General features: G+C 60.7%; 24 protein-coding genes. 16 read left to right on the top strand and 8 right to left on the bottom strand.

All coding sequences use genetic code 11. The features are described 5' to 3' along the window. Nucleotides 1-28: 28 nt before the first annotated feature. The 5 genes from VH599_02945 to VH599_02925 all read left to right on the top strand — a co-directional run bounded on the left by VH599_02945 (nt 29) and on the right by VH599_02925 (nt 8,041). Complete coding sequence (locus VH599_02945) at nt 29-394, top strand: response regulator (GenBank protein HEY7347251.1); 366 nt, start codon at nt 29-31, stop codon at nt 392-394. Between the two features lie 103 nt (nt 395-497). Further along, on the top strand, nt 498-1,271 hold the full coding sequence (locus VH599_02940; protein ID HEY7347250.1) for a chemotaxis protein CheW: 774 nt from the start codon (nt 498-500) through the stop codon (nt 1,269-1,271). A gap of 244 nt (nt 1,272-1,515) precedes the next feature. Continuing rightward, nucleotides 1,516-3,279 (top strand): methyl-accepting chemotaxis protein, encoded by a 1,764-nt coding sequence (locus tag VH599_02935; protein HEY7347249.1) that lies wholly within the window; start codon nt 1,516-1,518, stop codon nt 3,277-3,279. Nucleotides 3,280-3,380: 101 nt separating this feature from the next. Beyond that, nucleotides 3,381-7,829, top strand: coding sequence for an Hpt domain-containing protein (locus tag VH599_02930; GenBank protein HEY7347248.1), 4,449 nt, complete (start codon nt 3,381-3,383; stop codon nt 7,827-7,829). A 14-nt stretch (nt 7,830-7,843) separates the two neighbouring features. Further along, nucleotides 7,844-8,041: a hypothetical protein gene (locus VH599_02925; protein ID HEY7347247.1), complete on the top strand. Its 198-nt coding sequence runs from the start codon at nt 7,844-7,846 to the stop codon at nt 8,039-8,041. 32 nt (nt 8,042-8,073) lie between these two features. Here VH599_02925 and leuB read toward each other — a convergent pair whose 3' ends face one another. Continuing rightward, nucleotides 8,074-9,168 carry a 3-isopropylmalate dehydrogenase gene (leuB, locus tag VH599_02920; GenBank protein HEY7347246.1) on the bottom strand — a complete coding sequence of 365 codons (1,095 nt, stop codon included), beginning with the start codon at nt 9,166-9,168 and terminating at the stop codon, nt 8,074-8,076. Nucleotides 9,169-9,385: 217 nt separating this feature from the next. Here leuB and VH599_02915 point away from each other — a divergent pair, with 217 nt between their 5' ends. From VH599_02915 to VH599_02905, 3 genes are all read left to right on the top strand, one after another. Continuing rightward, on the top strand, nt 9,386-9,943 hold the full coding sequence (locus VH599_02915) for a metalloregulator ArsR/SmtB family transcription factor (protein ID HEY7347245.1): 558 nt from the start codon (nt 9,386-9,388) through the stop codon (nt 9,941-9,943). Between the two features lie 236 nt (nt 9,944-10,179). After that, nucleotides 10,180-11,604, top strand: coding sequence for a nodulation protein NfeD (locus VH599_02910; protein HEY7347244.1), 1,425 nt, complete (start codon nt 10,180-10,182; stop codon nt 11,602-11,604). A 112-nt stretch (nt 11,605-11,716) separates the two neighbouring features. Then, on the top strand, nt 11,717-12,532 hold the full coding sequence (locus VH599_02905) for a slipin family protein (GenBank protein ID HEY7347243.1): 816 nt from the start codon (nt 11,717-11,719) through the stop codon (nt 12,530-12,532). Nucleotides 12,533-12,604: 72 nt separating this feature from the next. On the opposite strand, the gene VH599_02900 is transcribed toward VH599_02905, so the two are convergent. The 3 genes from VH599_02900 to VH599_02890 all read right to left on the bottom strand — a co-directional run bounded on the left by VH599_02900 (nt 12,605) and on the right by VH599_02890 (nt 16,229). Beyond that, nucleotides 12,605-13,288 carry a phosphoribosyltransferase gene (locus VH599_02900; GenBank protein HEY7347242.1) on the bottom strand — a complete coding sequence of 228 codons (684 nt, stop codon included), beginning with the start codon at nt 13,286-13,288 and terminating at the stop codon, nt 12,605-12,607. Between the two features lie 146 nt (nt 13,289-13,434). Further along, nucleotides 13,435-14,883 (bottom strand): metallopeptidase TldD-related protein, encoded by a 1,449-nt coding sequence (locus VH599_02895; GenBank protein ID HEY7347241.1) that lies wholly within the window; start codon nt 14,881-14,883, stop codon nt 13,435-13,437. Further along, complete coding sequence (locus tag VH599_02890; GenBank protein HEY7347240.1) at nt 14,826-16,229, bottom strand: TldD/PmbA family protein; 1,404 nt, start codon at nt 16,227-16,229, stop codon at nt 14,826-14,828. Before VH599_02890 ends, VH599_02895 begins: the two co-directional genes overlap by 58 nt. A gap of 287 nt (nt 16,230-16,516) precedes the next feature. Here VH599_02890 and VH599_02885 point away from each other — a divergent pair, with 287 nt between their 5' ends. The 6 genes from VH599_02885 (at nt 16,517) to coaE (ending at nt 21,598) form a co-directional block, all read left to right on the top strand. Next, nucleotides 16,517-16,807: a hypothetical protein gene (locus VH599_02885; protein HEY7347239.1), complete on the top strand. Its 291-nt coding sequence runs from the start codon at nt 16,517-16,519 to the stop codon at nt 16,805-16,807. Continuing rightward, nucleotides 16,800-17,240, top strand: a complete 441-nt coding sequence (locus VH599_02880) for a PIN domain-containing protein (protein HEY7347238.1) — start codon at nt 16,800-16,802, stop codon at nt 17,238-17,240. Before VH599_02885 ends, VH599_02880 begins: the two co-directional genes overlap by 8 nt. 46 nt (nt 17,241-17,286) lie before the next feature. Further along, nucleotides 17,287-19,215 (top strand): ABC-F family ATP-binding cassette domain-containing protein, encoded by a 1,929-nt coding sequence (locus tag VH599_02875; protein ID HEY7347237.1) that lies wholly within the window; start codon nt 17,287-17,289, stop codon nt 19,213-19,215. A gap of 43 nt (nt 19,216-19,258) precedes the next feature. Continuing rightward, nucleotides 19,259-19,996, top strand: a complete 738-nt coding sequence (locus tag VH599_02870) for a hypothetical protein (protein HEY7347236.1) — start codon at nt 19,259-19,261, stop codon at nt 19,994-19,996. 22 nt (nt 19,997-20,018) lie between these two features. Further along, on the top strand, nt 20,019-20,771 hold the full coding sequence (locus VH599_02865; GenBank protein ID HEY7347235.1) for an alpha/beta hydrolase: 753 nt from the start codon (nt 20,019-20,021) through the stop codon (nt 20,769-20,771). Nucleotides 20,772-20,980: 209 nt separating this feature from the next. Beyond that, the gene (gene coaE / locus VH599_02860) at nt 20,981-21,598 is read left to right on the top strand and encodes a dephospho-CoA kinase (protein HEY7347234.1); all 618 of its coding nucleotides are present in this window, start codon (nt 20,981-20,983) and stop codon (nt 21,596-21,598) included. A gap of 17 nt (nt 21,599-21,615) precedes the next feature. Here coaE and VH599_02855 read toward each other — a convergent pair whose 3' ends face one another. After that, complete coding sequence (locus tag VH599_02855) at nt 21,616-22,461, bottom strand: bifunctional 5,10-methylenetetrahydrofolate dehydrogenase/5,10-methenyltetrahydrofolate cyclohydrolase (GenBank protein HEY7347233.1); 846 nt, start codon at nt 22,459-22,461, stop codon at nt 21,616-21,618. A gap of 50 nt (nt 22,462-22,511) precedes the next feature. Next, nucleotides 22,512-23,138 (bottom strand): cyclodeaminase/cyclohydrolase family protein, encoded by a 627-nt coding sequence (locus VH599_02850; protein ID HEY7347232.1) that lies wholly within the window; start codon nt 23,136-23,138, stop codon nt 22,512-22,514. A gap of 164 nt (nt 23,139-23,302) precedes the next feature. Between VH599_02850 and nth the strand changes: the two genes are divergently transcribed. Further along, on the top strand, nt 23,303-24,019 hold the full coding sequence (nth, locus tag VH599_02845) for an endonuclease III (protein HEY7347231.1): 717 nt from the start codon (nt 23,303-23,305) through the stop codon (nt 24,017-24,019). Nucleotides 24,020-24,150: 131 nt separating this feature from the next. Here the strand turns inward: nth and VH599_02840 are convergent, their stop codons facing one another. After that, on the bottom strand, nt 24,151-25,533 hold the full coding sequence (locus VH599_02840) for a hypothetical protein (GenBank protein ID HEY7347230.1): 1,383 nt from the start codon (nt 25,531-25,533) through the stop codon (nt 24,151-24,153). 304 nt (nt 25,534-25,837) lie between these two features. After that, nucleotides 25,838-26,188, bottom strand: coding sequence for a transposase (locus VH599_02835; protein HEY7347229.1), 351 nt, complete (start codon nt 26,186-26,188; stop codon nt 25,838-25,840). Between the two features lie 49 nt (nt 26,189-26,237). Between VH599_02835 and VH599_02830 the strand changes: the two genes are divergently transcribed. Next, complete coding sequence (locus VH599_02830; GenBank protein ID HEY7347228.1) at nt 26,238-26,453, top strand: hypothetical protein; 216 nt, start codon at nt 26,238-26,240, stop codon at nt 26,451-26,453. Nucleotides 26,454-26,952 lie beyond the last annotated feature (499 nt).

Here is a 26,952-nt window from a genome sequence, read left to right as displayed (position 1 = left end):
AGCCTCATTCCCCAGGAGGAGACACTTGATGCCCGGCGCGAAAGTTCTCGTTGTTGACGATAGCTGGACTGACCTGACATTGATTGCTACGCCGCTGCGTGAGAGCGGCTTCGAGGTAATTACGGCAGTTGACGGCGATGAAGCTATGGAAAAGGTCTTGACAGAACATCCGCAATGTGTTGTGCTCGATGTGATTTTGCCGCGGCGCAATGGCTTTCAACTGTGCCGCCAGATCAAACACATGGAACAGGGCCGCAATATCCCGATTATTCTGATGAGCAGCAAGAACACCCCGCTGGATAAACGCTGGGGTTTGCAGCAGGGGGCAGACTTGTATCTGACCAAACCCTTTAATCGGGATGAACTGGTTGCCAGTGTGCGCAGATTAGTGTAATATCCGTCGCAGGGAATGCGTCCGAACCTCTCCAGCGCCACGGATGGCTTGCTGGAGCGAGGCGCGTATAGGGGTAGGAGAAACCGCAGCAGAGGAGATCATTGTGAGCGATAGGCAGGACCGGTCTGGTGGAGAATCAGCGAGGCCGTTCGACGAGCCAGAGGGCCTGAGCAACGGCGCCGAAGGGTTCGGGTTCAACCGCTCGCCCGGTGGAATGGACCCAGGCAGCCAGAGCGGCGGGGCGAGCATCCCCTTCGAGCAACTTGCCCGCAAAGCGGGGGGACTGGACCTGGAGCATTACCCCCTCGGGGCGAGCGGTTCGCTCTCTGCCTCGATGCTTGCTGCCAGCTATGCCGGGGGGCAACTGGCACTCCACGGGACCATTAACACAGCGCCTGGCGCTGACGAGAACGCTGAGGATCTGGGCGAACAGTATCTGGTATTCTCCCTGGACAGTTTTGAGTGCGCGTTCAAGGCCGAGAATGTGCAGGCCGTCGAGCGCCTCCCTGATGTTACTCCGGTGCCGAATGTGGCATACTGGATCGATGGAGTCATCCATTCGCGCGGGCATATCGTCTCGGTGGTTGATTTGCGCAGTTTTTTGGGCATGGACCGCCTGCCGCCATCTGCGCGCACGCGGCTCGTAGTCGGGCGTGTGCGTGAACTCGTGATCGGGCTGGTGGTTGATGGGGTGAGTGAGATGCGTGGCATTCTTCCAAACATGATACAATCGCAGCATATCACGCAGGCCATTCCTGGCTGGGCTTCTCCCTATGTCAGTGGAATTGCAAGCGTTGGCGTTCGTTCGGTTCTGTTAATTGATATGGAGCGGCTGCTCTTATCAGAAAAAATGCACCGGTATCAAAGTGGAAATTAGGCGCGAGCGGCTCGCCGCAGCGGGGGAACCTGCCGCCTGGCAAGCCAGATGAAGGGCCGCCGCAGCGCCGAACTCAGCGTGTGTTGGCTTGAGCATGGCGCCAGCCCTGCAAGGGGCGTCGGGGCGTCTGTGCTATAAGGGGAAGGATGCCATAAAGGTCGCTTGTTTCTATGCCCTTCAGTCTGATCGTTTGGCGCGACGGCGCTATGGGATGATCCTCAACTATTAGGAGGAAGTATTTATTATGAATCCTGATTCTGGTAAGGGCTTGTCGCTTGCCTTACGCATGCGCTGGACGTTGCTGGCTGCTGCTATTATCCCGGCTGTTATGGTGCTGATCCTGGGAGTCTGGGAAGTGCAGCGGCTCACCCTCAACGCCGATGACCAACTGGCGACCTGGATTGCTACGTTTACCTGCGCGATTATCTCGATGCTGGTTGTCATGTATCTGGGCTATCGCATCCAGCGTCAGATTCATGAGCGCTGCATTGGACTGGTGGAGATCTGCAAGAGTGGGGCGGAAGGCGACCGCGCGATACGAGCCGAGGTAGTTGGCGATGATGCCTTCGCTATGCTGGCGGCCAGTATCAATTCGCTCTTAGAAACGTCGCCGAGTGCTGGCGAGGGCCGCGAGGCTGCCAACCTGCAAGCGCAGATTGAAAAGCTGCTTCAGGAAGTCAGCGCGGTGGGCGATGGCGATTTGCGCGTGCAGGCGGAAGTGACCCCCGATACGCTGGGTGTGCTGGCTGACTCGTTTAACTATATGATTGAAGAGTTGGGGAAAGTCGTGGGCCGCGTGCAGTCAACCACGATGCAGGTGACGACGGCGACCCGCCGCATCCTGGACCGCTCCGCTGAACTGGCCCAGGCGTCGGAGCAGCAAGAGGTGCAGATTGCCCAGACGACTGAGGCGGTGGAGGCGCTGGCGACCTTTATCCAGGCGACGGCGCGTAACGCGCAGTTGAGCGCCGAGACGGCTCAGGAGGCGCTGCGCAACGCGCGCGGCGGCGAACAAGCGGTGGTGCAGACGATTGATGGCATGCAGCATATCCGTGATAACGTGCAGGAGACCTCTAAGAAGATCAAGCGTCTGGGCGAGCGTTCCCAAGAGATTGGCGAGATCGTGCGTTTGATCGAGGACATTGCCGATCAGACGAACCTGCTGGCCCTGAACGCGGCTATTCAATCGGCGATGGCCGGCGACCAGGGGCGCGGGTTTAGCGTGGTGGCCGACGAGATTCGTATGCTGGCTGAACGCTCTGGTGAGGCTACGAAGAAGATCGCCACGCTGGTCAAGAGTATTCAGGGCGATACGTATGATGCCGTCGTGGCTATGGAAGAAAGTACCCAGGAAGTGGTCTCTGGTTCCAGGCTGGCCGATGAAGCCGGCCACGCGCTGAAGATGATCTATGCGGCGGTGGATCGCCAGGCACAGATGATTGAGGCGATTGCGCGCTCGGCCAATGAGCGCGCGCAGACCTCGGAGGCGGTGGCTATCGCCATGAATCAGATTCTGGAGATTACGCGCCAGACGACTTCTGCTTCGCAGGATTCCGCCGCCAGTGTCAGTTACCTGTCTGAACTGGCCGATCAGTTGCGGGCCTCGGTGGCGACGTTCCGTTTGCCAGAACAACAGCCCTCTGATGCGCTCGCTTCGCCGAGCGGCGGCCTGCCCCCTCTGCTGAATATGCCCAGTCTGGATCAGCTTGATCCGAACTCCTGGTTTGGTGATGATCCTGCCTTCCCGAATCTGCCAGCCTTGCCCGCCCATGCGGCAGGGCAGCCGCCCATGCCCGGCCCGAACCAGGGGCTGCCGCACTACAACGGCCAGCAAGATTATGGAAACCCGTTGTCGAATGGGCAGCCGGGCTTCCCCAATCAAGGGTATAATGGGCAGCCGGACTATCCGAATCAAGGGTACAATGGACAACAGGGCTATAATAGCCAGGGGCAAGGCTACCCTGACCAGCCGTTTAATCGGCCCTTTACGAACCAGCCATACGAATAAGAGCGTTCAGGTCTCAAGCTCGCGGTTCTTGGGGGAGAGAAAGCAGCAGGGGCTGGGTTCTTGGCCTTGAGACTTCTAGCCAGAATGGTGGTGTATGAAGCATGTCCAGTTCGTTCGATAAATTTGCGATTCTTGATAGTTTTCTCGACGAGGTGGGCAGCTATCTACCCGAAATTGAGGCGAACCTGAATCGGCTAGAGCAGGCGCCCGAAGATAGCGAAGCCCTGGAAGAAGCCTATCGGCGCACGCATACCATCAGCGGGTCTGCCTCGATGATGGATTTTCCTGGGCTTTCTCAGGTCGCGCACGCGATGGAGGATGTGTTAGGGGACGCGCTCGATGAAGTGTTCCGGCTTGATGGATCGGCGATTGAGTTGCTGCGCCGCTCGCTGGAACGCGCGCGCCTGCTGCTGGAGTCTATTAAGGGTGGCACAGGTGAGGAAGGACGTTTTGTGGCTGAGGATGCCGCCGATCATGCCTCGTTTCGTCAGATGCGTGCGGCGCGGGCAGGGGAAGCGAATGGTTCGCAGGATGTCGAATTCGAGCCGCCCGCTGCACCGACTCAGCCTGCTGGCTCCAGACACTACGGCCAGGGAGGGGGCGCTGCGGAAGCATGGCTGTCCCCTGATGAGCAGCCTACAGAACAGCCCGCTGAGTCGTCAGGACCGGCGGATTGGCTGGCGCTGCTGGGCAACTCCGCTGGCGCGGCCTCGACTGGAGGAGCGGCGGCGCTGTCCTCTGCTGAAGCGCCCGCCGGGGGCGCCGGGGATGTAGACTTCCGCGAGCATATTACCCGGCCTTTGGCGCGAGGGATGCCTGCTGAGCCTGCCGCCAGTGCTGCTTCTGAAGAGGCGGCATCGGCTTCATTTCGTTATGAGCCTGCGCCTGCCACGCCAGGGGCTGAGCAGCAGCCCTCGCTTGCGGAGATGCTGGCGGCGTTTCAAGCGCCAACCGACGGCGAGTGGCCCGAACAGCCGCACGCCGCCACAGAGGCAGGCGCTTCATTCCCGGCTTTCCCCGACGCCGCCGCGTCCGGCGAATCAACCTGGGCGGCGCTCATCGGGCGCGAGCGAATGGCTTCGATCAGCCAGCCGCTCGATGCGCCCGGCCAGGAGCCAATAACTGGCCCGCTTCCGAGAGCCTTCCCGGCTTCCCCTTCCCCGCAAGTCGCTGATACGAGCGCGGGCAAGACAACCTGGCAGCAGTTGGTAGAACAGGAAGAGCGGGTGCGCCAGGAGGTTGGCGCCCTTAAAGAGACATTGGCAGCCCTGCGTGCGGTGGCGGCTTCGATAGAAGGTGAGCGCGCGGAATTGCGCGGGTTCCTTGATGGATCGAAGGACGCGATTGATCGGGTGGAGGATTGGGCTGGCAGGGCGATGGGGTTGAACCTGCGCCAAAGCCCGGACCATGTGCGCCGCTATCTGCCGCTCTCGGTCCTGTGGGTAGTAACCACCCGGCTCAAGAAGGTGCTGGGCTTGCTGAAAGACGCATCCAGCGGCCTGGCCGCCACCGATAACGAACTGGGCGCAGCCAGCGCGCGGTTGGCCGAATCTATGCGCGCGTGCGGCCCACTTATTTCATCAATCCTGGCGATGGCCGCGCCAAACGAGGAAGGCGGTTTCAGCGCGACGGTGGCGCGCTTTAGCTGGTCTCCGCCAGCGTCGGCCAAGCCAGAACTCTCTGCTTCTCTGACCGGGGAATTACGCGCGCAGTTGCGCGCGGAGGTCGAGTCGAGGATGCGCGCGGAGATTGTGGAGCAGGTGCGCCAGGAGGAGACTAACCGCATCCGCGCAGAGCTTGAGGTGCAGGTGCGCCAGCAGTTCCTGGCGGAAATCCAACGCAATACGGTGGCGCCGCCGTCTGAACGCCCTGCCGCGTATGTTTTCTCTCCGTCGCTGCTGGCGAATATCCCTCAGCCGGTGGTTCTAGAGCAGAAAAGGACGGTGCGCGCCACTGAGCAATCGGAGGAGACGCTGGAAGTCTTCCGGGCTGAAGCCGAAGAACATCTCCAGAATATTGATACCGGCGTCACGGCGCTGCAACGGTCTCCTGAGGATCGGGAAACGCTTCAAGGCATCCGGCGGGCGACACATACGCTGAAGGGGGCAGCGGCGATGATGGGCTTTGTCCATATCGCTGATCTGGCCCATGTCTTTGAGGATTTGCTGGATCGGATGATGGAGGGGAGCATCGAAATCAATACCGATGCGCTTAGCCTGATTCTGGATACATCCGAGGCGCTGGAACTGCTGGTGACGGGGCGAACGAGCAAACAGGGGGGCGATGCCGCTGTGGTTGAGTCGCTGCGCCCGCGCTATCACTCGCTGCTGGGGCAGGAGAGCGTGGCGGATGTCGGTCCTGTTTCGGCTCCCGCAGGAACTGAGACGACGCTGGCTGACCTGGAGTCTGAGGCTGTCGCTGGGCAGGCGCCCTCCACGGACCAGGGCGAACACCAGGCTGGCCTGTTGGTGGCCCTGGCGACACACGGGGAAGCAGCGGATAAAAGTGACCTGAGTGTGCGTATCCGCCTGAAGAAACTGGATGAGTTGGTTGATCTGTTTGGCGAACTGCTGGTCAACCGCAGTGTTTTGGAGGAGCGGCTGAGCCGGATGATGCGCATGGTTTCAGATGTTGGTCTCAGCAGTGCTCGTCTGCAAGAAGTGGGGACAAATCTTGAGAGCCGTTTTGAGGCCGTTACCTTGCCGAGCGGGCGCATCGGCCAGTCGGCTATTCTGGAGAGCACCAGTATTGCCGGGAGCGCCAGCGGGCCGCTGGAGCAGGGCGCTTCCTCGCGTGGGCGTGGAATAGGATTGCCTTCGGGCGCGCTTGGTGGGAATGCGGGCAAGGTTGCGACGCATCTGGCTGATTTCGACGAACTGGAACTGGACCGCTACAGCGAGTTTCACCGGCTGACTCGTGGCTTGAGCGAGGGCGTCTCGGATATGGCAACGCTGAGTATGGAGATGGAGGCGATCATTCGAGAGTGTGAAAGCCTGTTTCTCAAGGAGACGCGCCTGAGTTCGTCCTTCCAGGATCAACTGCTCAAGGTGCGGCTGGTCCCTATCTCAACGATGATTCCACGCCTGCATCGCGCCGCGAGCGCGGTTGCGCTGCGTTTGGGGAAAGAGATCGATCTGGCGGTGGAGGGGGAGGAAACTGAGGTTGATCGCACGATTTATGAGGAGATGGCCGGGGCGCTGCTGCATGTGGTGCGCAATGCGGTGACGCATGCGATTGAGTTGCCTGAAGCGCGCGAGGCGAGCGGCAAACCGCGCGCCGGACAAATTACCCTGAGCGCCAGCCATGAGGGCAACCAGATCGTCGTCACCGTGCGTGATGATGGGACGGGTATTGATGCCGAGAAGGTGCGCAATACGGCTATCTCGCGCGGGCTGTTGGACGCGCGCGCGCCGCTCTCCGAGCAGGCGGTTCTGAATCTGATCTTCCGGCCTGGCTTTAGCACCGCTGATTCGATTACCGAGGAGAGCGGACGCGGAGTCGGGCTGGACGTAGTGGCTGATGTGGCGGCGCGCCTGCGTGGCTCGGTGGAGGTGGAATCAACGCCTGGCAATGGCAGCGCCTTTACCTTGAAGTTCCCCATCAGCGTCCAGATTCAGCGCGCGGTGCTGGCCCGTGTCGCCGATCAAACCTACGCTATTCCTATGTCGCTGGTGGAACAAATTGGGCGTCTGGATTATGCCGAGCGCACAAACGTTCTGGGAGTTCCGGCCATCACGGTGCGCGGCGAAGCCTATGCGCTGGCGCCGCTGGCTTCTTTGCTGGGGCTGCAAGCACAGAGGATCGAGGACCGCTCTTCGGTCTTGCTGGTGGCGGCTGGCCGCCAGCACTACGCCCTGGTGGTAGACAGCGTGCTGGGCAAGCAAGAGATTGTGGCGAAGAACCTGGGGCTGCATCTGCGTGAAGTGCGCGGTGTGGCTGGCGCAACGGTGCTGGGCAATGGGCAGGTGGTCCTCATTCTGGATGTGCTGAAACTGCTGGAGCAGCGAGCGCAAACGACAGGCGCTTCCCTGGCTGCGGTTCCTGGGGTTTCGACAGCTACCTCGATCTCGGCGATCACGGCGCCAACACGGCTGCTGGCTCCTACCTGGACTTCATCGCTGCCGACGGTGGGGCGCGGGCAAACCATGCCTCCACCGGTGCGGATGGAAGATCAGTATGTGCTGGTGGTGGATGACAGCCCCAGCGTGCGGCGTGTCGTCAGTAATATGCTGAAGACGGCGGGCTGGGATGTGCAGACGGCGCGTGATGGCATCGAGGCATTGGATGTCGCTGGGAAGCGCAGACCTGCTGCGGTGCTGCTGGATATTGAGATGCCGCGTATGGATGGCTACGAACTGATTGCCACCCTGCGCAGCCAGGACCAATATAAGCATCTGCCGCTGATTGTGCTTACGTCGCGCGCGGCTGGCAAACATCATCAGCGCGCGATGCAGCTTGGCGCTGATGCCTATCTGGTCAAGCCCTACCAGGATGAGGAATTGATTAACACCCTTGGCACGCTGGTGCGCGGCGCGCAAGCAACAAACTAGCAGGGTACGCGGTAATGATGGGGAGAGAACGCGCGATCATTCGTTGGGATGTGCATCGTCGGCTGCTGCTGGAGGAACTGCGCCGACTGGAGCAAGCCCGCTCGCCCGCAGAAGGGAAAAAAGATGCCGAGGAAGCGGCGAATGAGCGCCTGGCGGAACTGCGAGCCAGGCTGAAAGCGATGGGGCCATCTCCCAAAGCAAAAATGGGTTAGCGGCTGGCGGATAGAACCGCCAGCCGGTTTTTTTATCCGACGATCTTTTCGGCGATGAGTTCGCCCATGCGCCGCGAACCAACAGTTTTTGCCGGATCGCCGCGCAGGTCAGCCGTGTGATAGCCTGAACCCAGCGCAGCGTCAACAGCCTCCTCAACGGCGCTGGCTTCTTGGGGCAGCCCACAGGAGTAGCGCAGCAGCAGCGCCATGCTCAGGATGGCGCCCAGCGGGTTGGCAATGCCCTGCCCGGTGATCTGCGGCGCGGTCCCATGAATGGGTTCGTACAGGCCAAAGACGCCGTGGGCTGTCTGGCGCGTGCCCAGGCTGGCGGATGGGAGCATGCCCAGCGAGCCAACCAGCATCGAGGCTTCATCGGTGAGGATGTCGCCAAACATGTTTTCCATGACGAGGACATCAAAGTTTTTCGGCTGGCTGATAAGGTTCATGGCGCAGGCATCCACCAGCAGGTGATTGAGGGTGATGTCGGGATAGTCGGCAGCTACGCGATCTGCCACGCGCCGCCAGAGCCGCGAGGCGCTGAGGACGTTGGCTTTATCCACCGATGTAACCGCTTTGCGCCGGTCGCGCGCCAGATGAAAAGCCATGCGAACGGCGCGCTCGATCTCTTGCTCTGTATAGAAGAGCGTGTCTATGGCTTCGGCGCCCGCTGGGCCTTCGCGGATTTCGCTCGGCTTGCCAAAGTAGAGGCCGCCGGTGAGTTCGCGCACCACGATGAGGTCTACGCCTTCCAGCACGTCGGGCTTGATGGTCGAGGCGTCCAACAGCCCTGGGCGCATCGTGACGGGGCGCAGATTGGCGTAGAGATCGCATTCTTTGCGCAGGCGAAAGAGCGCGTTTTCCGGCTGTTTGGGCGAACTGGGGTCGCCGGGCTTTGTGCCGCCCACCGCGCCAAAGAGGATGGCGTCGCTGCGCTGGCACAGGGCCATAGTCTGCTCAGAGATAGCCGCGCCCTCCTGCTCAACTGCTCGCGCCCCACAGAGCGCCTCGGTTAGCTCAAAGGTGTGGCCGAAACGCTGCCCCACGGCGCGCAGCACGCGCACTGCCTCGGCGGTCACTTCCGGCCCAATGCCGTCACCACCCAGCACAGCAATGTGATAGGTTCCCATACTGCTTTGTATCCTTTTACATGTAATGGAGTCTGAAGGGCTGATCTTGCAATAGAAACGGCTTGCTCCTCCAGGCCAGAGTTCGATGATTGGCTCGCTTGAGTATATCGCCCTGGCCTCTGCTCTTACAAGCCTATTGTATCAGCCCCTGGACTTGACATCGCATATCTAATTAGATATAAATCTAATTAGATATGCGTCAAAGGAGGTGGGCGTTATGCCTGAAGAACAACTGCAAACGCTGCTGCAATTTTTTAAGGCGCTGGCCGATGAGCACCGGTTGAGGATGCTGGGCATTCTGGCGAATCGGGTGTGCAGTGTCGAGGAATTGGCTGAACTGCTGCATCTCAAAGCGCCAACGGTTTCGCATCACCTGATGAAACTGAAGGAACTGAGCCTGGTGGAGATGAAGGCCGAGGGAAACACACATATGTACCGGCTGAACGCTGCGGGCCTGCGCGCCTTAAACAAGGAACTGCTGACGCCTGAGAAAGTCGCTACGCTGGTTGAGATGAAGGATGGAGACGCCTGGGAGCGTAAGGTGCTGCGCGATTTCTTTGAGGGAGCGCGCCTCAAGGAGATTCCGTCCAGCCTGAAGAAACGCCTTGTCATTCTCAGATGGTTGGCCGCGCAGTTTGCGCCTGACCGCTCCTATACAGAGGCAGAGGTCAACGAGATCATTCAGCGCCATCATCCTGATACGGCGACGCTGCGCCGTGAGTTGATTGGCAACCAGCTGATGCAGCGCAAGGCTGGCGTCTACTGGCGTTTGTAACGTGAGAGACAGGTCTCTTCCTGTGTCGAACACGCTGCTATGTTGGACAGGTTCCCCAGTTTGTGCGATGCTGTCAAGGACAATACCGGGATGAAGCGGCCAGTGCCAGCAAGAAGGTGGAAAAACGGGCCTGGCCCCCTTGACTTTTGGATTGCAAACTGTTATAGAAGATATAGCAACTAGCAAAAAGAAGCAGGCGCAACCCGCGTAAACCTGCGAAGCAGCGGAGGAGATGTATGCGTCAGGCGCCAGTGGTTCCAGGCCGTTTCTGGCCGCGATTGTTTGTTGTTTTGTGCTGTGCTGCTCTGCTTGCGCTGGCCGGGATGGCTGTGCAGACGCGGCGCGCCGCCGCCGCTGGCGCGCACGTGGATGTGCTGACGCTGGCTGATGAGATCAGCCCTGGTTCGCTGCGCCTCCTCGATAACGCTGTGGACACCGCGCAGCGCGACGGCGCGGAGGCGCTGATTATTCAGCTTGATACGCCGGGCGGCGACCTGGATTCGATGAAGGCGATGGTGCAGAAAGAACTGGCTGCTACTGTGCCTGTTGTGGTCTATGTTTCGCCGCAGGGCGCCCGCGCGGCTTCGGCTGGCCTGTTTGTTACGCTGGCCGCCAATATCGCGGCAATGGCCCCCAATACGCGCATTGGCGCTTCCAGTCCGGTGGATATTAACGGCGGCCCAATTCCAGAGCCGCTCAACAGTAAGATCAAGAATGATCTGAAGGCGCAGGTTGATGATCTCTGCAACCGCCGCCAGAATCCCGAAGGATGCCGCCCGCTGGCTGAGAAGGCGATTACCGATGCCGCCTCTTATCCGGTTGAGCAAGCTGTGGAGCAAGGGCTGGTTGACCTCAAGGCGAATACGCTTTCCGTCCTGCTGAACAACACGGCCCCCAATGGCATAGATGGCTGGCAGACGACGCTGGGTTCGGGACAGACGGTGACGCTGCATACGGCGGGCGTCGAGCAGCAGATTCTCCAGGCTGGCTTTGTTGATACTGTGCTGGGCTTCCTGCTGGACCCCAACGTCGCTTTTATCCTGCTGATTCTGGCGGGCGTCGGGATTTATCTGGAGATTTCGCATCCGGGGGCGATTGTCCCTGGTACGGTGGGGGCTATTGCCCTGGTGCTGTTCCTGCTCACCGCCGGTTCGCTCTCGGTGAATTTTGCTGGTTTGCTGCTGGTGGTGGTCGGCTTTATCCTCTTGATTCTGGATGTACGCCTGCCTTCGCATGGAGTGCTGACGGTTGGGGCGCTGATTGCGCTGGTGCTGGGGTCGCTGCTCTTCTTTGATAACAGCGGCGATATTGGCGCGCCCGCGCTCAGTCCGGTGGTGCTGGCGGTGATGATGGTGGTGGTGGCCGCGATTGCCGGGGTGGTGGTGGTGGGTGTCATCCGCTCCCGCCGTCTGCCCGTGACTACCGGCACAGAGGGGTTTATCGGCAAGGTTGCTACGGTGACGGTCCCCCTGGCTCCCTCTGGTCGGGTAAACCTGCTTGGAGAGGATTGGGCGGCTAAAAACCTGGCCGCGCCGGATGTGCCCATCGAGGTTGGTCAGAAAGTGCGCGTGGTGGAGATCAAGGGGCTGACGCTTTACGTTGCCCCTGTCGAAACTCATACCCAGATTCCGCAGGTAGCTGAGGGCGCTCCACCTGTATGAGAGACGGGCCAGGCTGAGCGTCTGTCAATGAACCTGAACAGTAGCAGGCCAGGAGTTTGCAAGTCTTTCTAGTATCCTATCCCCGATTATTTAGGAGAAGGAGAAACGTTCAATGGATTCGGGAACTGTGACCCTCATTGTCCTTTTGTGTGTCCTGGTTTTGATTGTCCTCATCTTTGTCAGGGCAGGACTGCGTGTGGTGCAGCAGTACGAGCGTGGCGTCATTTTCCGCCTGGGCCGCCTCCAGGGGGCGAAAGGTCCGGGGCTGTTCTGGATCTGGCCGTTTATCAGCCGGATACGCCGCGTGGACCTGCGCATCATTACGCTGGAAGTGCCGCCGCAGGAAGTCATCACCCGCGATAACGTGACTATCAAAGTGACGGCGGTGGTATATTTCTATGTGGTGGACCCGGCCCAGGCAGTGGTGCAGGTGATGGACTACTTCCGCGCGACGGCTCAGATTGCCCAGACGACCTTGCGCAATGTGCTGGGGCAGTCGGAATTGGATGAGATTCTGGCCGAGCGCGAGGTGATTAACCGCAAGCTTCAGGCGATCATTGATGAGCAGACCGAGAAATGGGGTGTGAAGGTGACGGTGGTGGAGATCAAGGATGTGGAACTGCCGACTTCGATGCAGCGGGCGATGGCGAAACAGGCCGAGGCCGAGCGCGAGAAGCGGGCGAAGGTCATCCATGCCCAGGGCGAGGCGATGGCGGCTAATACGCTGGCCCAGGCTGCCGAGGTAATCTCCAGCGCGCCTGCGGCGCTGCAACTGCGCTATCTGCAAACGCTGACCGAGATTGCCGCCGAGAAAAACTCGACGATTGTGCTGACCGATATTGCGGGCTTTTTGACACATGTCAGCAACGGGACGCATCCGTTGGATGCCCTCAAATCGGCCTCCCTGGAGTCAGCGCCCAAACGCTAAGAGGCATGCGCCAGGCCGCTCTGACGCGAGCGCCAGGATGGGGAGCAGGTTCTTTCCCCATCCTGGCGCTGGTTAGTCTGAGCTGGCTTCTCGCTCGATGTGATGATTTCTGGCCGCTTGATTGGCCTGGATGTAATCCATGCAGCGGCGGAAGTCCTGTTCTGAGATGAGACCTTTGTTCACGTAATACGTGAGCATAACATCCAGCTTGAGGATGCTAATCAGGTTATAGCCATGCTGGTGGAGGCGTTCGGCGGCGCCCTGCCCCCGGTCAATCAGCACGATGACATCTTTGACGACCAGATCATGGTGTTCGAGGAAATGGGCCGTATCCAGAATACTGCCGCCCCTGGTAATCAGATCGTCAATGATCAGGACTCGCGCGCCCGGCCAGTAGCGGCCTTCGATGCCGCGCTTGCCAGTGCCTTCTGGACGCAGACGCGGGTAGATGAGCGGGATATTGGTTTCCAGCGAGTAGGCGGAGCCTAAGAGCAGGCCACCAACTGGAACCCCGGCGACGAGTTCAAAGGGATGCACCTTGGGGCGGCGCATGGATTGCGCCAGGCTGATTTCTTGTTGAATCAGTTTGCTCGCTACGCGCAGCGCGCTGGGATTCCCAATGAGCATCTTGGGATTGATGAAGACGGGTGAACTGACGGTTGCCTCGCTAATAGTAAAGTCCCCAAACTTCACGGCCCCCAGATCGAAGAGCATCTGCGCCAGCCAGAGGTTATCAAGCGATTGTTCTTTTGTCATGCTTCCTTCCCATCCCAAGATGTTGAAAAAGGCCAGGGCGGTATCGCGCGTTGCATTATAACATACCTCCAATGTGCAGCCAACAGATGGGGCAGGAATGGTTCGCCGCCAGCCGCAGGCGTTCTTGGAGCGTCTCAGCTAGCATCTTAGCCACCCGATATGGTCAGCCGCTCGAAGCGCAGGGCCAGGGGGCCGGTGTAACCGCCAGTGAATTGTGTTTCACGTGAAACAGATGTCCGGGCGAGCGCTTCAAGCAGGTTGCCGCTCAACGAGCCGCCTTTGATCGGTGTGGCCTGTCCGCGTTCCAGCCGGTAGCCGAGCTTGATCTCGGCGACAAAATCGCCGGTCAGCGCATCCGGGTTCAGCCACGAAAAAGCCACCAGATGGTACAATGGACCCTCGCCCTCTAGCAAGTACTGTACCGTGTGGGAGCCAGGGGGGATCTCGATGTTGGCAAAGCTGCCGGTTGGGCGAATATGCATATAGTCTGCATAGCGCCTGGTGGCCCACCAGGCGCGCAGGTAGTGGTCTTGTATCAGGACCACTCGCTCACCCGGAAGACCCTCTTCGCTGAAGGGGGCGCTGGCCTGTCCATAGGGCAGCAGCGCGTTGCTTATGAAGGTCAGGCGGTCTCCTTGTATCCTGTCGTCGCCGGAAATGGATGCGCCCAGGGCGAAGCGGCTCATGGATTGATAAGCCGCCCGCGCGGAACTGTGGAAGATAAGCGGCGAGAAGAGGTCCACCAGCGCCTCGCCGCTGATGACGACTGGCCCCTCGTGCGTGGGCGCCAGGCCGACGCGCAGGCTGTCGCGTGCATAGCGCGCCGAACGATGAACGACTTCTTCAAGGGTAAGGTCGGCCAGCCGCCGCCGTTGGGGCATGGCGTGATATTCGGCGGTCTGTGTTCCGTCGCTGGCGATCAGGACCAGATCACACAAGACCTCGGTTTCGCTGCGGCTTGCCCGGATGCCCTGGCTGTTGCGCAGGGTGATCGCGCTGGCGGTGGCGAAGAGTTCGACGCTGCTGAGCCGGATGCCCGGCTCGTCGGCGACGGCGGCCAGCAGGCGCTCGCGCAGTTCCGCCAGGGCGGCCAGCCGCGCGTCGTCAGAATCGGCCAGCGCGCGATCTGCCGTTTCAACTGCCGGGTAGCCAGCAGCGGGCATGCCTGGCAGGCTGTAGGGCAGGTTGTCGGTGAGGCCCGCGATCACGACGCTCTCTTCCAGAGCGCGCTGCAACCGGGTCTGATCGGTAATCTCTTCAGGGAGCAGGATGCGGCTGGTTGCGCCTCGCGCCTGTCGGCGATTGAAATCGCCGCCCTTATCTGTAAATGAGCCTGGCTGGGAGTCGCGCGGCGGGTGATCGTTATAGACGCGCATCTCTACCTGTTCGGTGCTGACCAGACGCTGCGTTTCGGTCTGAGCGCCGATCAGGAAGAGCTGGGCGCTGCGCCGGGTGGTCTGTTGGGCCTGCCAGTCAGCCACGCCAGCCTGATGCTCTAATGCCTGGGTTACTGTTTCCAGAGGGTCTGTCGGGCGCATTATCCCAGCCTCGCTTTCATGCGCAGATGCGGGCCGCCGGAGGAGACGGGTACCCAATCGTTATGCCCCTTGCCGCACCAACCACCATCGAGCGCGAAATCATTGCCAATGGCAGAGATGCTTTGCAGCAGATCGGGGACGTAGCCGGTGATGCCGATGGGCGCGAAGAGGCGTCCGGTGCGCTGGCCGTTGATGATCTCCTCACCATAGTGAGCGGTGACTTGAATGCCCCAGCCCAGCGGGTCTTCCATACCGCTGCTCGCCTGGCGCAGATAGATGCCATGCTCCAGGCTGGCGAGCAAGTCTGCTGGCGGGACGGTTCCGCGCCCGAAAAAGGTATTGGACATGCGCGCGTAGCTCTTGCGCGCGTAGTTTGTGCGGCGTCCGTTGGCGCTGCGGCTGCGCCCGGTGAGCGTTGCCGACACCAGATCGGTGAGTGGAGCCACCAGGACGCCATCGCGCAAAATCTGAGTTGGCGCGGCAGGCTGGCCCTCGTCGTCGAAGAAATAGGAGGCGTAGGCGCCTGGGATGGTGGGATCATCGAACATATCCACTGCTGGCGCCGCGACGCGCTGATCGAAGTAGGTGGCGCTTCTGGCGCGGCCTTTGGGGAAGAGGTCTAGCTCGACGCCGTGTCCGAAGCATTCATGGGCAATCGTGCCGGAGACGGTGGGGTCCGTGACCACATCGTACAGCCCTGGCTCGATTTTGTCGGCTTCGAGGAGCCGCAGCGCCGTCTCGCAGACTTCGCTCAGTTCGGCTTCGCTGAAGTCTGCCAGTTCAAGGCCGCCCGTTCCGGCGTGGGTCAGCCAGTTATATTGCATGGTCTGGCCGTCGGAGACCACGACGGTCAGGTCGAGCCGCGTGCGAGTGATCTCCTGCTGCATCTGGCGTCCGCCGCCAAGAAACAGCTTGCGCTCTTCGTGATCGTTATAGGTGATTTCGGCGTTCACAACCCGCTGATGAAAGCCTTGCGCCTGGCTCTGAAGGAGGCGGAGCCGTTCCAGTTTTTCTGGCAGCGAGAGGCTGGCAGGCGAAATCTGGCAGGGCGTGGCGAAGGTTTGCAGGTTATTGGCGCCAGTCTGGCCGCGCTGCTCCAGGGGCAAGATGCCTGCTGGCGCTTGCTCGCGGCTGGTGATAGGGATGCTGCTGGCCCAGGCGCGCAGACCTTGAGCCAGGTGGTCCGGGTCCAGGTCGCTGGTGGCCCATTCTTCCAAATGGTCGCCGGTGAAGAGAGTGAAGACGACGCCCTGGCTGGGGTCTTGAGGGTTGGCGCTTTGCTCGCGGTGATCGATGCCGATTCGCGTACCGCTGGCGCTGGTGTAGAGCGCCGCCGCGTAGGGAGCGCGCCGCTCTAAATCAGCCACCAGTTCTGCCAGGAGGGTGGATAGAGAAATATCCATAACCTTTAGTTCTCTCCTGGTGATTCTCCCCAGGCGCGTTGAATCGCTGCCGCATTGGTTTGTGTCGCGCTCATGGCTGCACTCGCTTTCTTTCGATCTCGCCATCACTCACTTACATTCTACTCGCTCCTGATCCCGATTGCCAGCATATCAGGCCTGTTCGCGGCTATCAACACTAGCGAGCGCGCTGCTCCAGTTCAGCCGGGGATTGCCCCTGTCCGTGTGATATGCTACAGATGACAAAGAGTTAAACCGCAGCAGTTCAACGCGGCGCTGGGAGGGAAAATATGGCAAAAACCAATGATGAGACAAAGCAATCAGCGCTTCATTCTTCAGAAGCGCGGGAGTTGGAAGCGAAAATAGAGGAGCTACAAAAGCGTATCGCGCTTCTGGAATCAGTCGTTCATGAGGTCGCGCTCCAACAACCTATACCTGCGGAGCGAACCGAGCGGCTATTTCGCCATCTGGATGAGTGGTTGGCAGACGAATCTGGCTATGATGAGGAAACCTGGCCCAAAGTGAAAGCTGCCCTGGAAGAGGATCGGCTCTCCTCGCGGAGCCTGTTTACAGATGAGTAGAATCATTTTGCTGGATGCTGGTCCGCTTGGCATGCTTGCTCATCCCAAGCCAGCGCCTGAGATTGTTGCCTGGCTGCGTCGGTTAGTACAAGAGCAGGTCAGGGTGATTGTTCCTGAAATTGCAGACTATGAGTTGCGCCGTGAACTGCTGCGTATTGGCAGCGTAAAGAGCATTGAGCGTCTGAACGAACTCAAGAATGATCTGGATTACCTCCCGCTGACGACCTCAACGATGCTCAAAGCTGCTGAGTTGTGGGCAGAGGCTCGGCGTCATGGTCGGCCAACTGCCGATAACAAAGCCCTCGATGGGGATATGATTCTCTGCACTCAGGCGGCCATCATCAGCCGCCCAGAGGATGAGGTTATCATCGCCACAACGAACGTTGGGCATTTGTCTCACTTCAGCCAGGCGAAGCTGTGGAAAGACATCTAAGCTATGCTTGCGCCACCCCGGCAGTATCGCGTACAATTCAGGCGCTATGTCTTTGCTAACCGTTGAAAATCTGACAAAATCGTTTGGCGCGGAGATGGTTTTCTCCGACGTCAGCTTTCGCGTGGACGCCAATGACCGGATTGGGCTGGTTGGTCCGAACGGCGCGGGCAAATCAACCCTGCTGGATATTCTGGCTGGCCGCCAGGAGGCGGATGGCGGCGCGCTTTCCGGCGCGAGCGCGCTGCGCGTGGGCTATCTGACGCAGACGGCAGGCTTTGTGCCAACGCGCACACTGCGCGAAGAGATGCTTCAGGTCTTTGCGAACGCGCATGCCTGGGAGCAGGAGCTGCATACGCTGGCGGCGCGCATGGAGACGCCGGAATCGTTTGAGAATGCTGAGGAGTACGAGCGTCTGCTGGACCGCTATGCTGAGTTGCAAGAGCGGTTTGAGCACGCGGGCGGGTATACGATTGGGGCGCGCGTTGACCAGGTGCTGGATGGCCTGGGCTTTACCAAAGAGCAGCAGGCGCTTCCCGCGACGAGCCTGAGCGGCGGCCAGCAGACGCGCGCGGCGCTGGGCAAGCTGTTGTTGCAGGAGCCGGACCTGCTCTTGCTGGACGAGCCGACAAACCATCTTGATCTGGCTGCGCTGGAATGGCTGGAAGAGTATCTGAGCGGCTGGAAGGGCGCGATCATCGTCGTGGCCCATGATCGCTATTTTCTTGATAAGGTCGTGTCGCGCGTGCTGGAACTGGCATTTGGGCGTGTCGAGGAATATAAGGGCAACTACACGCGCTACTTGCAGCAGCGCGCCGAGCGGCTGGAACGGCGGCGCAAAGAATACGAGGAGCAGCAGGAGTATATCGCCCGCACCGAGGAGTTTATCCGGCGCTATAAAGCTGGGCAGCGCAGCAAAGAGGCGCGTGGCCGCCAGACGCTGTTGAACCGGATGGAGCGGCTGGAGCGCCCGCAAGATTTTCAGGAAATGCGCTTCCGGCTGGGCAAGCAGATTGAAAGCGGGCAGATGGCGCTTTCGACGCAGAAGCTGGTGGTTGGGTATCCAGAGACGAATGCAGCCGATGGCGCCTTGCGTCTGTTGATGGTTCCCGATATGGAAGTGCAGCGCGGCGAGCGCATCGGCATGCTCGGCCCGAACGGCAGCGGCAAGACGACCCTTTTGCGAACGATTATCGGGCAGCTTGCTCCGCTGGAGGGGCGCGTGGCGCTGGGGCATAATGTGCTGGTGGGCTATTACGCGCAGACACATGACGACCTGAATCCCCAGAGTACGGTGCTGGATGAGATTCGCCAGGCAACGCCCTTCAGCGAGGAGAGCGCCCGCACGTTTCTGGGGCGCTTTCTCTTCAGCGGAGATGATGTCTATAAGCCGATCAGCGCGCTCAGCGGCGGCGAACGCAGCCGCCTGGCGCTGGCAAAGCTGACGCTGCTCGGTGCGAATTTCCTGGTGCTGGACGAGCCGACGAACCACCTGGACCTACCCTCGCGCCAGTTCCTCGAAGAAGTGCTGGCCGGGTATGATGGAACGCTGCTCTTCGTTTCGCATGACCGCTATTTTGTGGATGCGCTGGCGACGCGCGTCTGGATGGTGCAGGACGGGGCGCTCATCAACCATCCGGGCAATTATACCGATTATCGGACGCGCAAGGCCGCTGCGGCGGCGCGCGCGGCGATTCAGGCGCGGCGGCAGGAATCGCAAGCCGCAGCGGCCCCGTCGCAGGCAAATGGGAGAAAAGGCCAGACGGTCTCAAGTAAGGGCAAGGCCACGCGCCAGATCGGCGATGTCGAAGCGGAGATCAGCGCGACTGAGCAGCGTGTCGCTGCGCTGGAGGAGCAGCTCTCGGCGGCCAGCCTGGAAGCCGACGTTGAGCGCATCACGACGCTTGCCGAAGATTACGAGCGTGAGAAAGCCAGATTGGCTGCTCTTTATGAGGAGTGGGCAGGCTTGAGCGAGTAGAAGCCCGTCAACGTGCTGCTGCAAGGCAGCAAAGGAACCAGATATGCAAGCACAGGTTCAAGTCTATCCTGAGCGCTATCTTGAGGTGCAACTGCTGTTTGCTCGGAAAGTGGCTGAAGTTGCCCGGCTGTCGCTTGCTGAAGCTGTTCTGCATAATACGGCGATCTATAAAATCCTGGGGATAGAAGGCCAGTTTGACGCCGCGCAGCCAGCATGGCAATCGTATATCCAGGGATTGCAGGGGACGCGCCAGGATACCGCGTGGGCCTATCAGACCTATCTCACACGCTATCCAAACATCCCGAAGTTCACGGATTTTCCTCATTGGGGGTGCTTCGCTTATGATTACTATCCTGAGCGCCTGGCAATTCGTCTCCACTTTTCTAATCAGGATACCTCGTCCTGCGGCGCGTTGAGCCACGAGCGGCGATCTGTCCGCGTGGCCGAAATGCGCGCGATGTTTCAGTATATTCGAGACGCTCATCCCCAGGCAAGATGGGTATCTGGGGGATCGTGGCTCTACAATTGGGATGCGTATCGGCGTCTCTTCCCACCGACCTTTGGGCAATCGGCCAGGGTTGACAGCCCTCATTTGCAATTTCGCGCTTTGTGGGGCCAGTTTCTCCGGCATACCTGGCAGGTGAATGAGGAGATGGCAGCCGATTTCTTGCAGCGGGTTCAGCGCCTGCGCGCTCTTGAGGGCATTGCGGATTGTTTCCCCTATCAGGTACTGGTCACGCAAGGTGAGCTTCAGGACTTTTTCGCGTTTTATCAGGTGTAGGCCAGAACGTGACGAGGTAAACATGGATACTGTTCCAGTTGAGGTGTGGGGTGAGGGCGAGCCTGTGCTGCTGATTCATGGCAGCGGCGCGCCCGCGCCGATTAGCGAGATGTGGGCCAGGCAGCGCCCGCTGGCCGAACGCTATCGGCTGCTGATCCTGACGCGCCGGGGCTATGGAGATCGGCCTGTCGTTACCCAGACCGACGTGGAGGGGGATGTGCAGGATATGTTGAGCCTGCTGGGAGCGGGCGCGCATCTGGTGGGGTTTTCCTATGGAGGGATTGTGACGATGATGGCTGCGGCGCGCAGGCCAGAACTGGTGCGTTCATTGACGGTGATCGAGCCGCCCGCGCTGAGCGTGGCATTTGGCAATCCGGCGGCGGATGCCCAGGTGGACGGGCTGAGCCACTTCGAGCCGCCACCGCTGGGCAAGACGCCTGAAGAGTTCTGGAAAGACTTCAGAAGGCTGATGGGCCAACCGATCCCAGAACGTGTCGAGCTATCGCCTATCGAGCGCAAAGCCGTTGAGGCGCATATGGCCGAAGCGCCGCCCTGGACCATCTCTATCCCGCTGGATGCCCTGGCGGCAACCACCTTCCCTAAGCTGGTGGTGAGCGGCAATTGGAACCCCGCGCTGGATGCGGTTGCCGATATTATTACTGCGCGGCTGGGCGCAGAGCGTTTTGTGCTGAAGGGCTGGTATCATACTATCTATCGGGCGGGCGCGCCGTTCAACCAGCGTCTGGAGGCGTTCTGGCAGCAAGCTGGCGGTTAAAACCGCACCTAAGAATGCCTCACACAACCGACGGTTGGCCCCACCCCTGCCGCCTGGAAGGACGGCGCTACAACCCCGTCCCTGCTCGTGCGGAGGGTGTGTGAGGGGTTCTAAAGGCCCAAGGCCACCAAATCCGCCGACGCGGATTCCCCGCCCCCAGGGTACGTCGCTGGCCGCTGCGGGCTTGTCAATAAAAGGGAGATGAGCAGATGGCTATCCTGCTGGGAATAACGGGCAATATCGCCAGCGGCAAGACGACGGTGGGGCAGATGCTGCTGGAGCTTGGGGCGGCGCGCTATATTGACGCCGATCTGGTGGTCCATCAACTCTACGAGCCGGGCAAGCCCATCTATGCAGGTGTGGTTGCTGCTTTTGGCTCGGAGATTCTGACGCCGGAGGGCGCGATTGATCGGCGCAGGCTGGGGAATATCGTCTTTAACGATGCTGAGGCGCTGCGTCGCCTAGAGGCGATTGTGCATCCGGCAGTGGGCGCGGCTATCGCCGCCGAAATCCAGGCAGAGCCGCCAGATGCGATCTTGATTCTGGACGCGGTGAAGCTGCTGGAGGGCGGCACTGGCGCGCTCTGCAAGAGCCGCTGGCTGGTGATCTGTGAAGAAGAGCAGCAGTTGCGGCGGCTGATGGAGCGCAGCGGCTTCAGCGAGGAAGAGGCGCGCGCAAGACTCCGCTCGCAGCCGCCCACTGCGCCGAAGCTGGCGCTGGTTGATGAGGTGATTGACAACAGCGGCACGTTGGAGGCGACTCGCGCCCAGGTCGAAGCCGCGTGGGCGCGCTTTCAGCAGGGGCTGGCTACCGCAAGCCAGCCATAAGAGCACTTGCCTCGATGCTATCGCTCGCCTTCGATGACCTGTTTCATGACCATGAGATTCGTGAGCAGGCCGATGCCGCCGGGGACGGGCGTAATCGCTCCGGCTACCGCTTTGACGCCCTCAAAATCTACGTCGCCGGTGATGCCGCCCTCCGGCTTGACGTTAATGCCCACGTCTATGACGGCTGCGCCTGGCTTGACCATCTCGGCGGTAATCAATCTGGCCTGACCAGCCGCCGCGACCAGGATGTCGGCCAGGCGTGTTATGGCGCCCAGGCTGCGGGTCTGGCGGCCACAGATGGTGACGGTGGCGTTGCGCTGGAGCAGGAGAAATGAGAGCGGCTTGCCAACGACGTTGCTGCGCCCGACGACGACAGCGCGCTTGCCCGCCGGGTTGATGCCTGCGCGGTCCAGCGCCTCCATGATGGCGGCGCTGGTGGAAGGGACAAAGGAAGGCAAGCCAAGAAATAGATTTCCCGCGCTGCGCGGACTGATGCCGTCAACATCTTTGGTGGAAGCGATGGCGTTGGCGGCGCTCTGCTGCGAAAGGTGCGGCGGGAGCGGCATCTGAATGATGATGCCCTGAATATGGGCGTCTTCGTTGAGTCGGCTGAGCTCTGTGCTCAGCGTCTCGTCAATGGTGTTATCGCTTTCCAATGAAATCAGCTGAGCGTCAACGCCGATCTCGGCGGCCACGCGCAAAAGCTGCTTGATATAGACGGCAGAGGCGGCCTCCTCGCCGACGCGCACAATCGCCAGTCCTGGCGGCCAGCCCAACTCCTCGGCGCGCTTTCTGGCTTTCGCCTTAAGTTCATCTTTGATGATGGCCCCCAGCGCCCGTCCATCCAGAATCTGCGCAGGCATCGTGTCTCCTTGTCGTATCAGGGTGGTGTCGTGATCGTGTCGAGATAGTGTCAGACGCCCATCTTTTCGCGCACCGTCGCCAGAATATCCTGGGTCATGGGCGCCGCGCCCCCTCTGGCGGCATTCAGGCGTTGCAGCAGCGCCTCGGCCAGCGCCCGGTCTTTGATGGCTTTCAGGTTGATGAGTACGTTCAGTTCGGCGCTTTCCAGCGCGGCATGTGCTGTGACAGCGGCCACGCCCACGTCGCTGATGACGTTGAGGTTGCCAATTTCTGCCAGTGTTTGGCAGAGGTCCAGCGCCTGGCGCGCCCGTTCGGCGATGCTCAAGGGTGCTTCGGCGGCTCCCTTGAGCGCCTCCTGAATCTGCGCGGAGCGCGTCTCTTGCTCATCTGGCGTGGCTTTGGGAAGTTTATAGGCGGCTGAGAGCGCGCTATAGGCGGCGATGTCGTCAGCGATCAGCCGGGCGCATTCGGCGCGTAGTTGCTCGGATTGCTTCAGCGCGGCGCGGATAGCCGGTTCTACCTCACGATATTTTTCGCGTCCCAGCGTGAGGTTTGCGACCATGCTGCTCAGCGCGGCGGAGAGCGCGCCGCACAGCGCCGCCACCGAGCCGCCGCCCGGCGTGGGCGCGCTGGACGCGAGTTGATCGAGAAAGACACCTAGAGGCTCTTGCTGCATGCGTGCTTCCGTTTCTGCGTGTAGCTTTATTTAGTTCTTGCCGCCGCATTCTAGCATCTGGCTTGAAGGCGCTGCAATCTCAGCTCTACGCGCGTGCCGCTGATTGGTTTGCAAGGCTTTGCTTCTCTTGATGCGTGGTCAGCCTGGTATGCTATAATTTTGCCATGTCTATAGAAGCCACACCGCTCACCAGCGTTGAAATCACCGCGCCGCCTAAGCTGGAACGGATATATGCCCTGCTCGTTCAGGCGTATGGCAAGCCAGACTGGCTCCCCGACGGCGATGCGCTGGGCGGGCTGGTGGGCACCATCCTCTCGCAGCATACGTCGGATGTGAACTCAGAGCGGGCGTATCGGCAGCTGGTGACGACGTTTCCCACCTGGGAACAGGTGCGCGACGCGCCTGTGGCGCAGGTGGCGCAGGCGATTCGCTCCGGTGGGCTAGCAAATATGAAGGCGCCGCGCATTCAAGAGGTGCTGCGTGTGCTGACGAGTCGGCTCAATGGCGGGCCGCTCTCGCTTGATCTGCTGAAGACGTACCAGCTTTCGGAGGCGCGTGAGTATCTGCGCTCGCTGCCAGGTGTGGGGCCAAAGACAGCGGCCTGTGTCCTGCTGTTTTCGCTGGGGCTTGCTGCCTTTCCAGTGGATACGCACGTGCTACGAGTAAGCAAGCGGCTAGGGCTGATTGGGGCGAAGGTGTCGGCGGACCAGGAGCACGTGGTCTTTGAGCGCATCGTGCCCGCCGAGTGGGCGTATCCCTTGCATGTGAATCTGATTCGACATGGGCGGCGAATCTGCCACGCACAGCGCCCGGCCTGCGCACATTGTCCGCTGCGGCTGGAATGTGCGTATTATCAGGCACTCCAAGCCGATCAAGAATGAGCGCAACAACCGCAGCGAAATGGGTTAATAAGAACCCCTGAGGGCATTTCTAAACTTGTTAGCGCCGCTTGCCAGATATTCTTGCGCCTCCTGTAGAGAACCTCCTCCTGCCCTTCGAGTTGCTGACCCGTTCAGTCCAAGCTTGGCCTGCTGGGCCCATCCTCACGGGGATCCAGGCGCTGGGCTTGCTCGGTGGGGAGCCGTGTCGGCGGGCGCAGCCAGAGCGAGACATGGGCGGGCTGCATCGTCTCCTGCACCACCGCCAGGAGATGCTCGCGCAAGTGCTCCAGATCCAGCGCCTCTCGCAGCGTCGCTGAGAAAGCGTCCAGCGTCTGCTGGGCGTCATACTTTTGGCGATAGAAGCGCCGATCAATGCTGGCCTGGATACGGCGCCGCACGGGCACGAAGAGCGCGGCAATCGCCAGGGTGGAGACGACCAGCACCGGCGGATTGCTTGTGGCCTGGCCAGTGAATTGCCCGGCCAGACTCTCCAACCCGAGAATCAGGCCCCCGTAGAGGGCAGCCAGCAGCACGGTCAGCGAGCCATAGACCAGCGCCTTGTTGATGATCGTATCGATGTCCCACAGCCGGTAGCGCAGGATGGCAACCCCCACCGAGAGCGGGATCGACACGTAGAGTAGGCCGGGAAAGAAGTTACTCAGCAATTGGTACGGAGCATCAGGCGCGCTCAGTCCAGGAACCACCACCCCAAGGAGGTTCGAAAGCCCCGCCACCACCACACCCGTCGCAAAGCCAAAGACCAGCCACTTCGTCTGCTGGCGCTGAACCGGGGTATACACCCGCCGGTAGCGATAGACCAGCACCGCAGCGATGCTGCCCGGGGCCAGCAGGAGGCCGACGGGGAAGAGGGGCCCAGGCCACTGGGGGGCGTCGTAGGGCGTTGGTAAGAAGAAGAAGCCGACCCACGCCACCTGCAACAGTGCCACCCCCCAGGTCCAGCGGGGCGCAAACCGCCCGGTGGGGAAGGTCAAGAGAAACACCTGCAGGCCGAGCCACTCGGCGAGCGAGGAGAGCTCGAGGAGGAGCTGAAACGGGAGCGGGACCGGGCCAGAGACAATGGCGTGCCTGGGATTGGTGAAGCTGCCGCCAAAGAGGACGAGCAGGAGCGAGACAAACAGGCCATACCACTCCTGCGACTTGCGCCAGAAGATGAGCGCTCCGACGGCCAGATAGACCAGCAAGACGGCCACGAGCCACGAGATGTTGACGGCAGCATACGCCTCCAACGAGAGGCCCACCTGCTGCAGCGCCTGGACGTTGGCAGGCGTGGGCAGGGAAAGGGCGGAGCAGCGCAAGGGGCCCGAGGTGCAGACCGTCTGCAATTGGGCAGCGTAGGCCGGGAGGCCGAGGAGAAAATTGGCGAGCACGCCTGCGGCGATCAGCAGCCAGGCGCTGCGCGCAACGAGCAACCAGCGCCTACGTATGCGGGGAGCGGGATCACGGGGCATGGCAGCGTCGTGCAGAGTGGCAAGCGCAGCAGATGGCTGAGTCATCGCTGGATTCCTCCTTCGCCGGGAGCAGACCTCGTTCTTGTCGCAGCATACCATGCCTACGTGACGGCAGCGTTACGGAAAGCGTTACGAAGGCCCAGCGCCAGATTCGGGACAGATGCTGGCCCGACGCGTGTGGGCGAGCGAATGAGATCAGGCCGTCCTGCCTGATAGGCAGAGAAGCGCGACAACAATCGTGGCAGTATAGGTCAAAGCCACCCGCCTTGCTACTGCCGACCAGCCACACAGGGGCGGGCGAGGCACGCGGAAGTAACTGAACAGGCTGAAGCCGCGCCCAAAGAACCGTTCAATGCTCGTGCGTAGGCCCGCGTTCCTCGGCGGTCCAGGTGGGTGGCAAGCAGGAGCGGTTGCGTTGCCGTTTGGGATTCCACGGGACCACCGCCTCCGCGCCTAACGCCGAATGAATCCAGGCAATCAGACGCAAACCCCAATACCCCGCATCCAGGCGGATGATACGAGGACGCAGCCGATAGAGCAAGACTGCCCAGGCAAGCAGCGGTCGGACAAAGGGCGCATCATGCACGCTCGCGGGAGACAAGAGAAAGAGCAGCGGCAAGCCCGAACCCCGGCACAGCAGGGTATGCACCCGGTACCCCCGTAACAGCGGACGTGGGTGGTGCGCCGGAGCGTGCCTCACTTGGGCATCAGGATCACGTCGCCACCACGCCAGGATGGGGGCGCTATCGATGAAGAGGCTCACGAGCGCCGATGAGCCGACAGCGGATGGCAATTTGCACTGCCAGGATAAGCAACGCCTCGCCTACCGGGGCTCCGGCAGCCCGCTCACGTTTCCACTGTTGGGAAGGAGAGGGGATACGCCGCTGACCATGGGCATCGAGGGCAATCCGCACGCGAGCGCCAAGGTCGGCCAACTACGCAACCAATCGCGCATATCCTGGTAGGAGAGACGCCAGAGTGTTCGGAGCAAGGCGATCAGCAACAACGAAGCGTCACGAGTAGACCCTCGGATGCCCTCCGGGACCAGCTGGTAAAGGGGGTGGACACCGCCGCTGCGCCAGGCGTACCGCGAACCGACAGAGGGCCAGCAAATGGAGACGGGAGACCAGGGTCAGAGCATCCAGGTGCAGGGCAGGCTGGGCTTTGGCCTGAGCACGCTGATAAGTGGGAGGAGGGATCGCAACGGTGGATTGATGGAGAGCCGGAACCATGAGCTGACCCGCCTCGAGCGGATGACCGAAGCTGACTTGAGAGTATCCCGGAATTCAGTAAGAGCATTAAAGTTCACTGCAACCTCTGCTATGACAGAAAGCCGAGCATTCCGCCGCTCGTAAAGTCGAACTAAGAGCCATCCACCCCCGGATAGTAAGGCCGACAGAATAACAGAAATGGCAACAATACCAATATCGTGAGGCCAGTTAATCATTGATAGGTCTCCTAATC

This window comes from Ktedonobacterales bacterium, assembly GCA_036557285.1.
Lineage (GTDB): Bacteria > Chloroflexota > Ktedonobacteria > Ktedonobacterales > DATBGS01 > DATBHW01.
The sequence above is the reverse complement of the archived record's forward strand: the minus strand, read 5'-3'. Positions and strand labels throughout refer to the sequence as shown.

What these genes read in the sequence shown, in the direction of transcription:
- VH599_02945 (HEY7347251.1), top strand. Translation starts at nt 29, where the DNA reads ATGCCCGGCGCGAAAGTTCTCGTTGTTGACGATAGCTGGACTGACCTG.
- VH599_02935 (HEY7347249.1), top strand. Translation starts at nt 1,516, where the DNA reads ATGAATCCTGATTCTGGTAAGGGCTTGTCGCTTGCCTTACGCATGCGC.
- VH599_02930 (HEY7347248.1), top strand. Translation starts at nt 3,381, where the DNA reads ATGTCCAGTTCGTTCGATAAATTTGCGATTCTTGATAGTTTTCTCGAC.
- VH599_02925 (HEY7347247.1), top strand. Translation starts at nt 7,844, where the DNA reads ATGATGGGGAGAGAACGCGCGATCATTCGTTGGGATGTGCATCGTCGG.
- leuB (HEY7347246.1), bottom strand. Translation starts at nt 9,168, where the DNA reads ATGGGAACCTATCACATTGCTGTGCTGGGTGGTGACGGCATTGGGCCG.
- VH599_02915 (HEY7347245.1), top strand. Translation starts at nt 9,386, where the DNA reads ATGCCTGAAGAACAACTGCAAACGCTGCTGCAATTTTTTAAGGCGCTG.
- VH599_02910 (HEY7347244.1), top strand. Translation starts at nt 10,180, where the DNA reads ATGCGTCAGGCGCCAGTGGTTCCAGGCCGTTTCTGGCCGCGATTGTTT.
- VH599_02905 (HEY7347243.1), top strand. Translation starts at nt 11,717, where the DNA reads ATGGATTCGGGAACTGTGACCCTCATTGTCCTTTTGTGTGTCCTGGTT.
- VH599_02900 (HEY7347242.1), bottom strand. Translation starts at nt 13,288, where the DNA reads ATGACAAAAGAACAATCGCTTGATAACCTCTGGCTGGCGCAGATGCTC.
- VH599_02890 (HEY7347240.1), bottom strand. Translation starts at nt 16,229, where the DNA reads ATGGATATTTCTCTATCCACCCTCCTGGCAGAACTGGTGGCTGATTTA.
- VH599_02885 (HEY7347239.1), top strand. Translation starts at nt 16,517, where the DNA reads ATGGCAAAAACCAATGATGAGACAAAGCAATCAGCGCTTCATTCTTCA.
- VH599_02880 (HEY7347238.1), top strand. Translation starts at nt 16,800, where the DNA reads ATGAGTAGAATCATTTTGCTGGATGCTGGTCCGCTTGGCATGCTTGCT.
- VH599_02875 (HEY7347237.1), top strand. Translation starts at nt 17,287, where the DNA reads ATGTCTTTGCTAACCGTTGAAAATCTGACAAAATCGTTTGGCGCGGAG.
- VH599_02870 (HEY7347236.1), top strand. Translation starts at nt 19,259, where the DNA reads ATGCAAGCACAGGTTCAAGTCTATCCTGAGCGCTATCTTGAGGTGCAA.
- VH599_02865 (HEY7347235.1), top strand. Translation starts at nt 20,019, where the DNA reads ATGGATACTGTTCCAGTTGAGGTGTGGGGTGAGGGCGAGCCTGTGCTG.
- coaE (HEY7347234.1), top strand. Translation starts at nt 20,981, where the DNA reads ATGGCTATCCTGCTGGGAATAACGGGCAATATCGCCAGCGGCAAGACG.
- VH599_02855 (HEY7347233.1), bottom strand. Translation starts at nt 22,461, where the DNA reads ATGCCTGCGCAGATTCTGGATGGACGGGCGCTGGGGGCCATCATCAAA.
- VH599_02850 (HEY7347232.1), bottom strand. Translation starts at nt 23,138, where the DNA reads ATGCAGCAAGAGCCTCTAGGTGTCTTTCTCGATCAACTCGCGTCCAGC.
- nth (HEY7347231.1), top strand. Translation starts at nt 23,303, where the DNA reads ATGTCTATAGAAGCCACACCGCTCACCAGCGTTGAAATCACCGCGCCG.
- VH599_02840 (HEY7347230.1), bottom strand. Translation starts at nt 25,533, where the DNA reads ATGACTCAGCCATCTGCTGCGCTTGCCACTCTGCACGACGCTGCCATG.
- VH599_02830 (HEY7347228.1), top strand. Translation starts at nt 26,238, where the DNA reads ATGAAGAGGCTCACGAGCGCCGATGAGCCGACAGCGGATGGCAATTTG.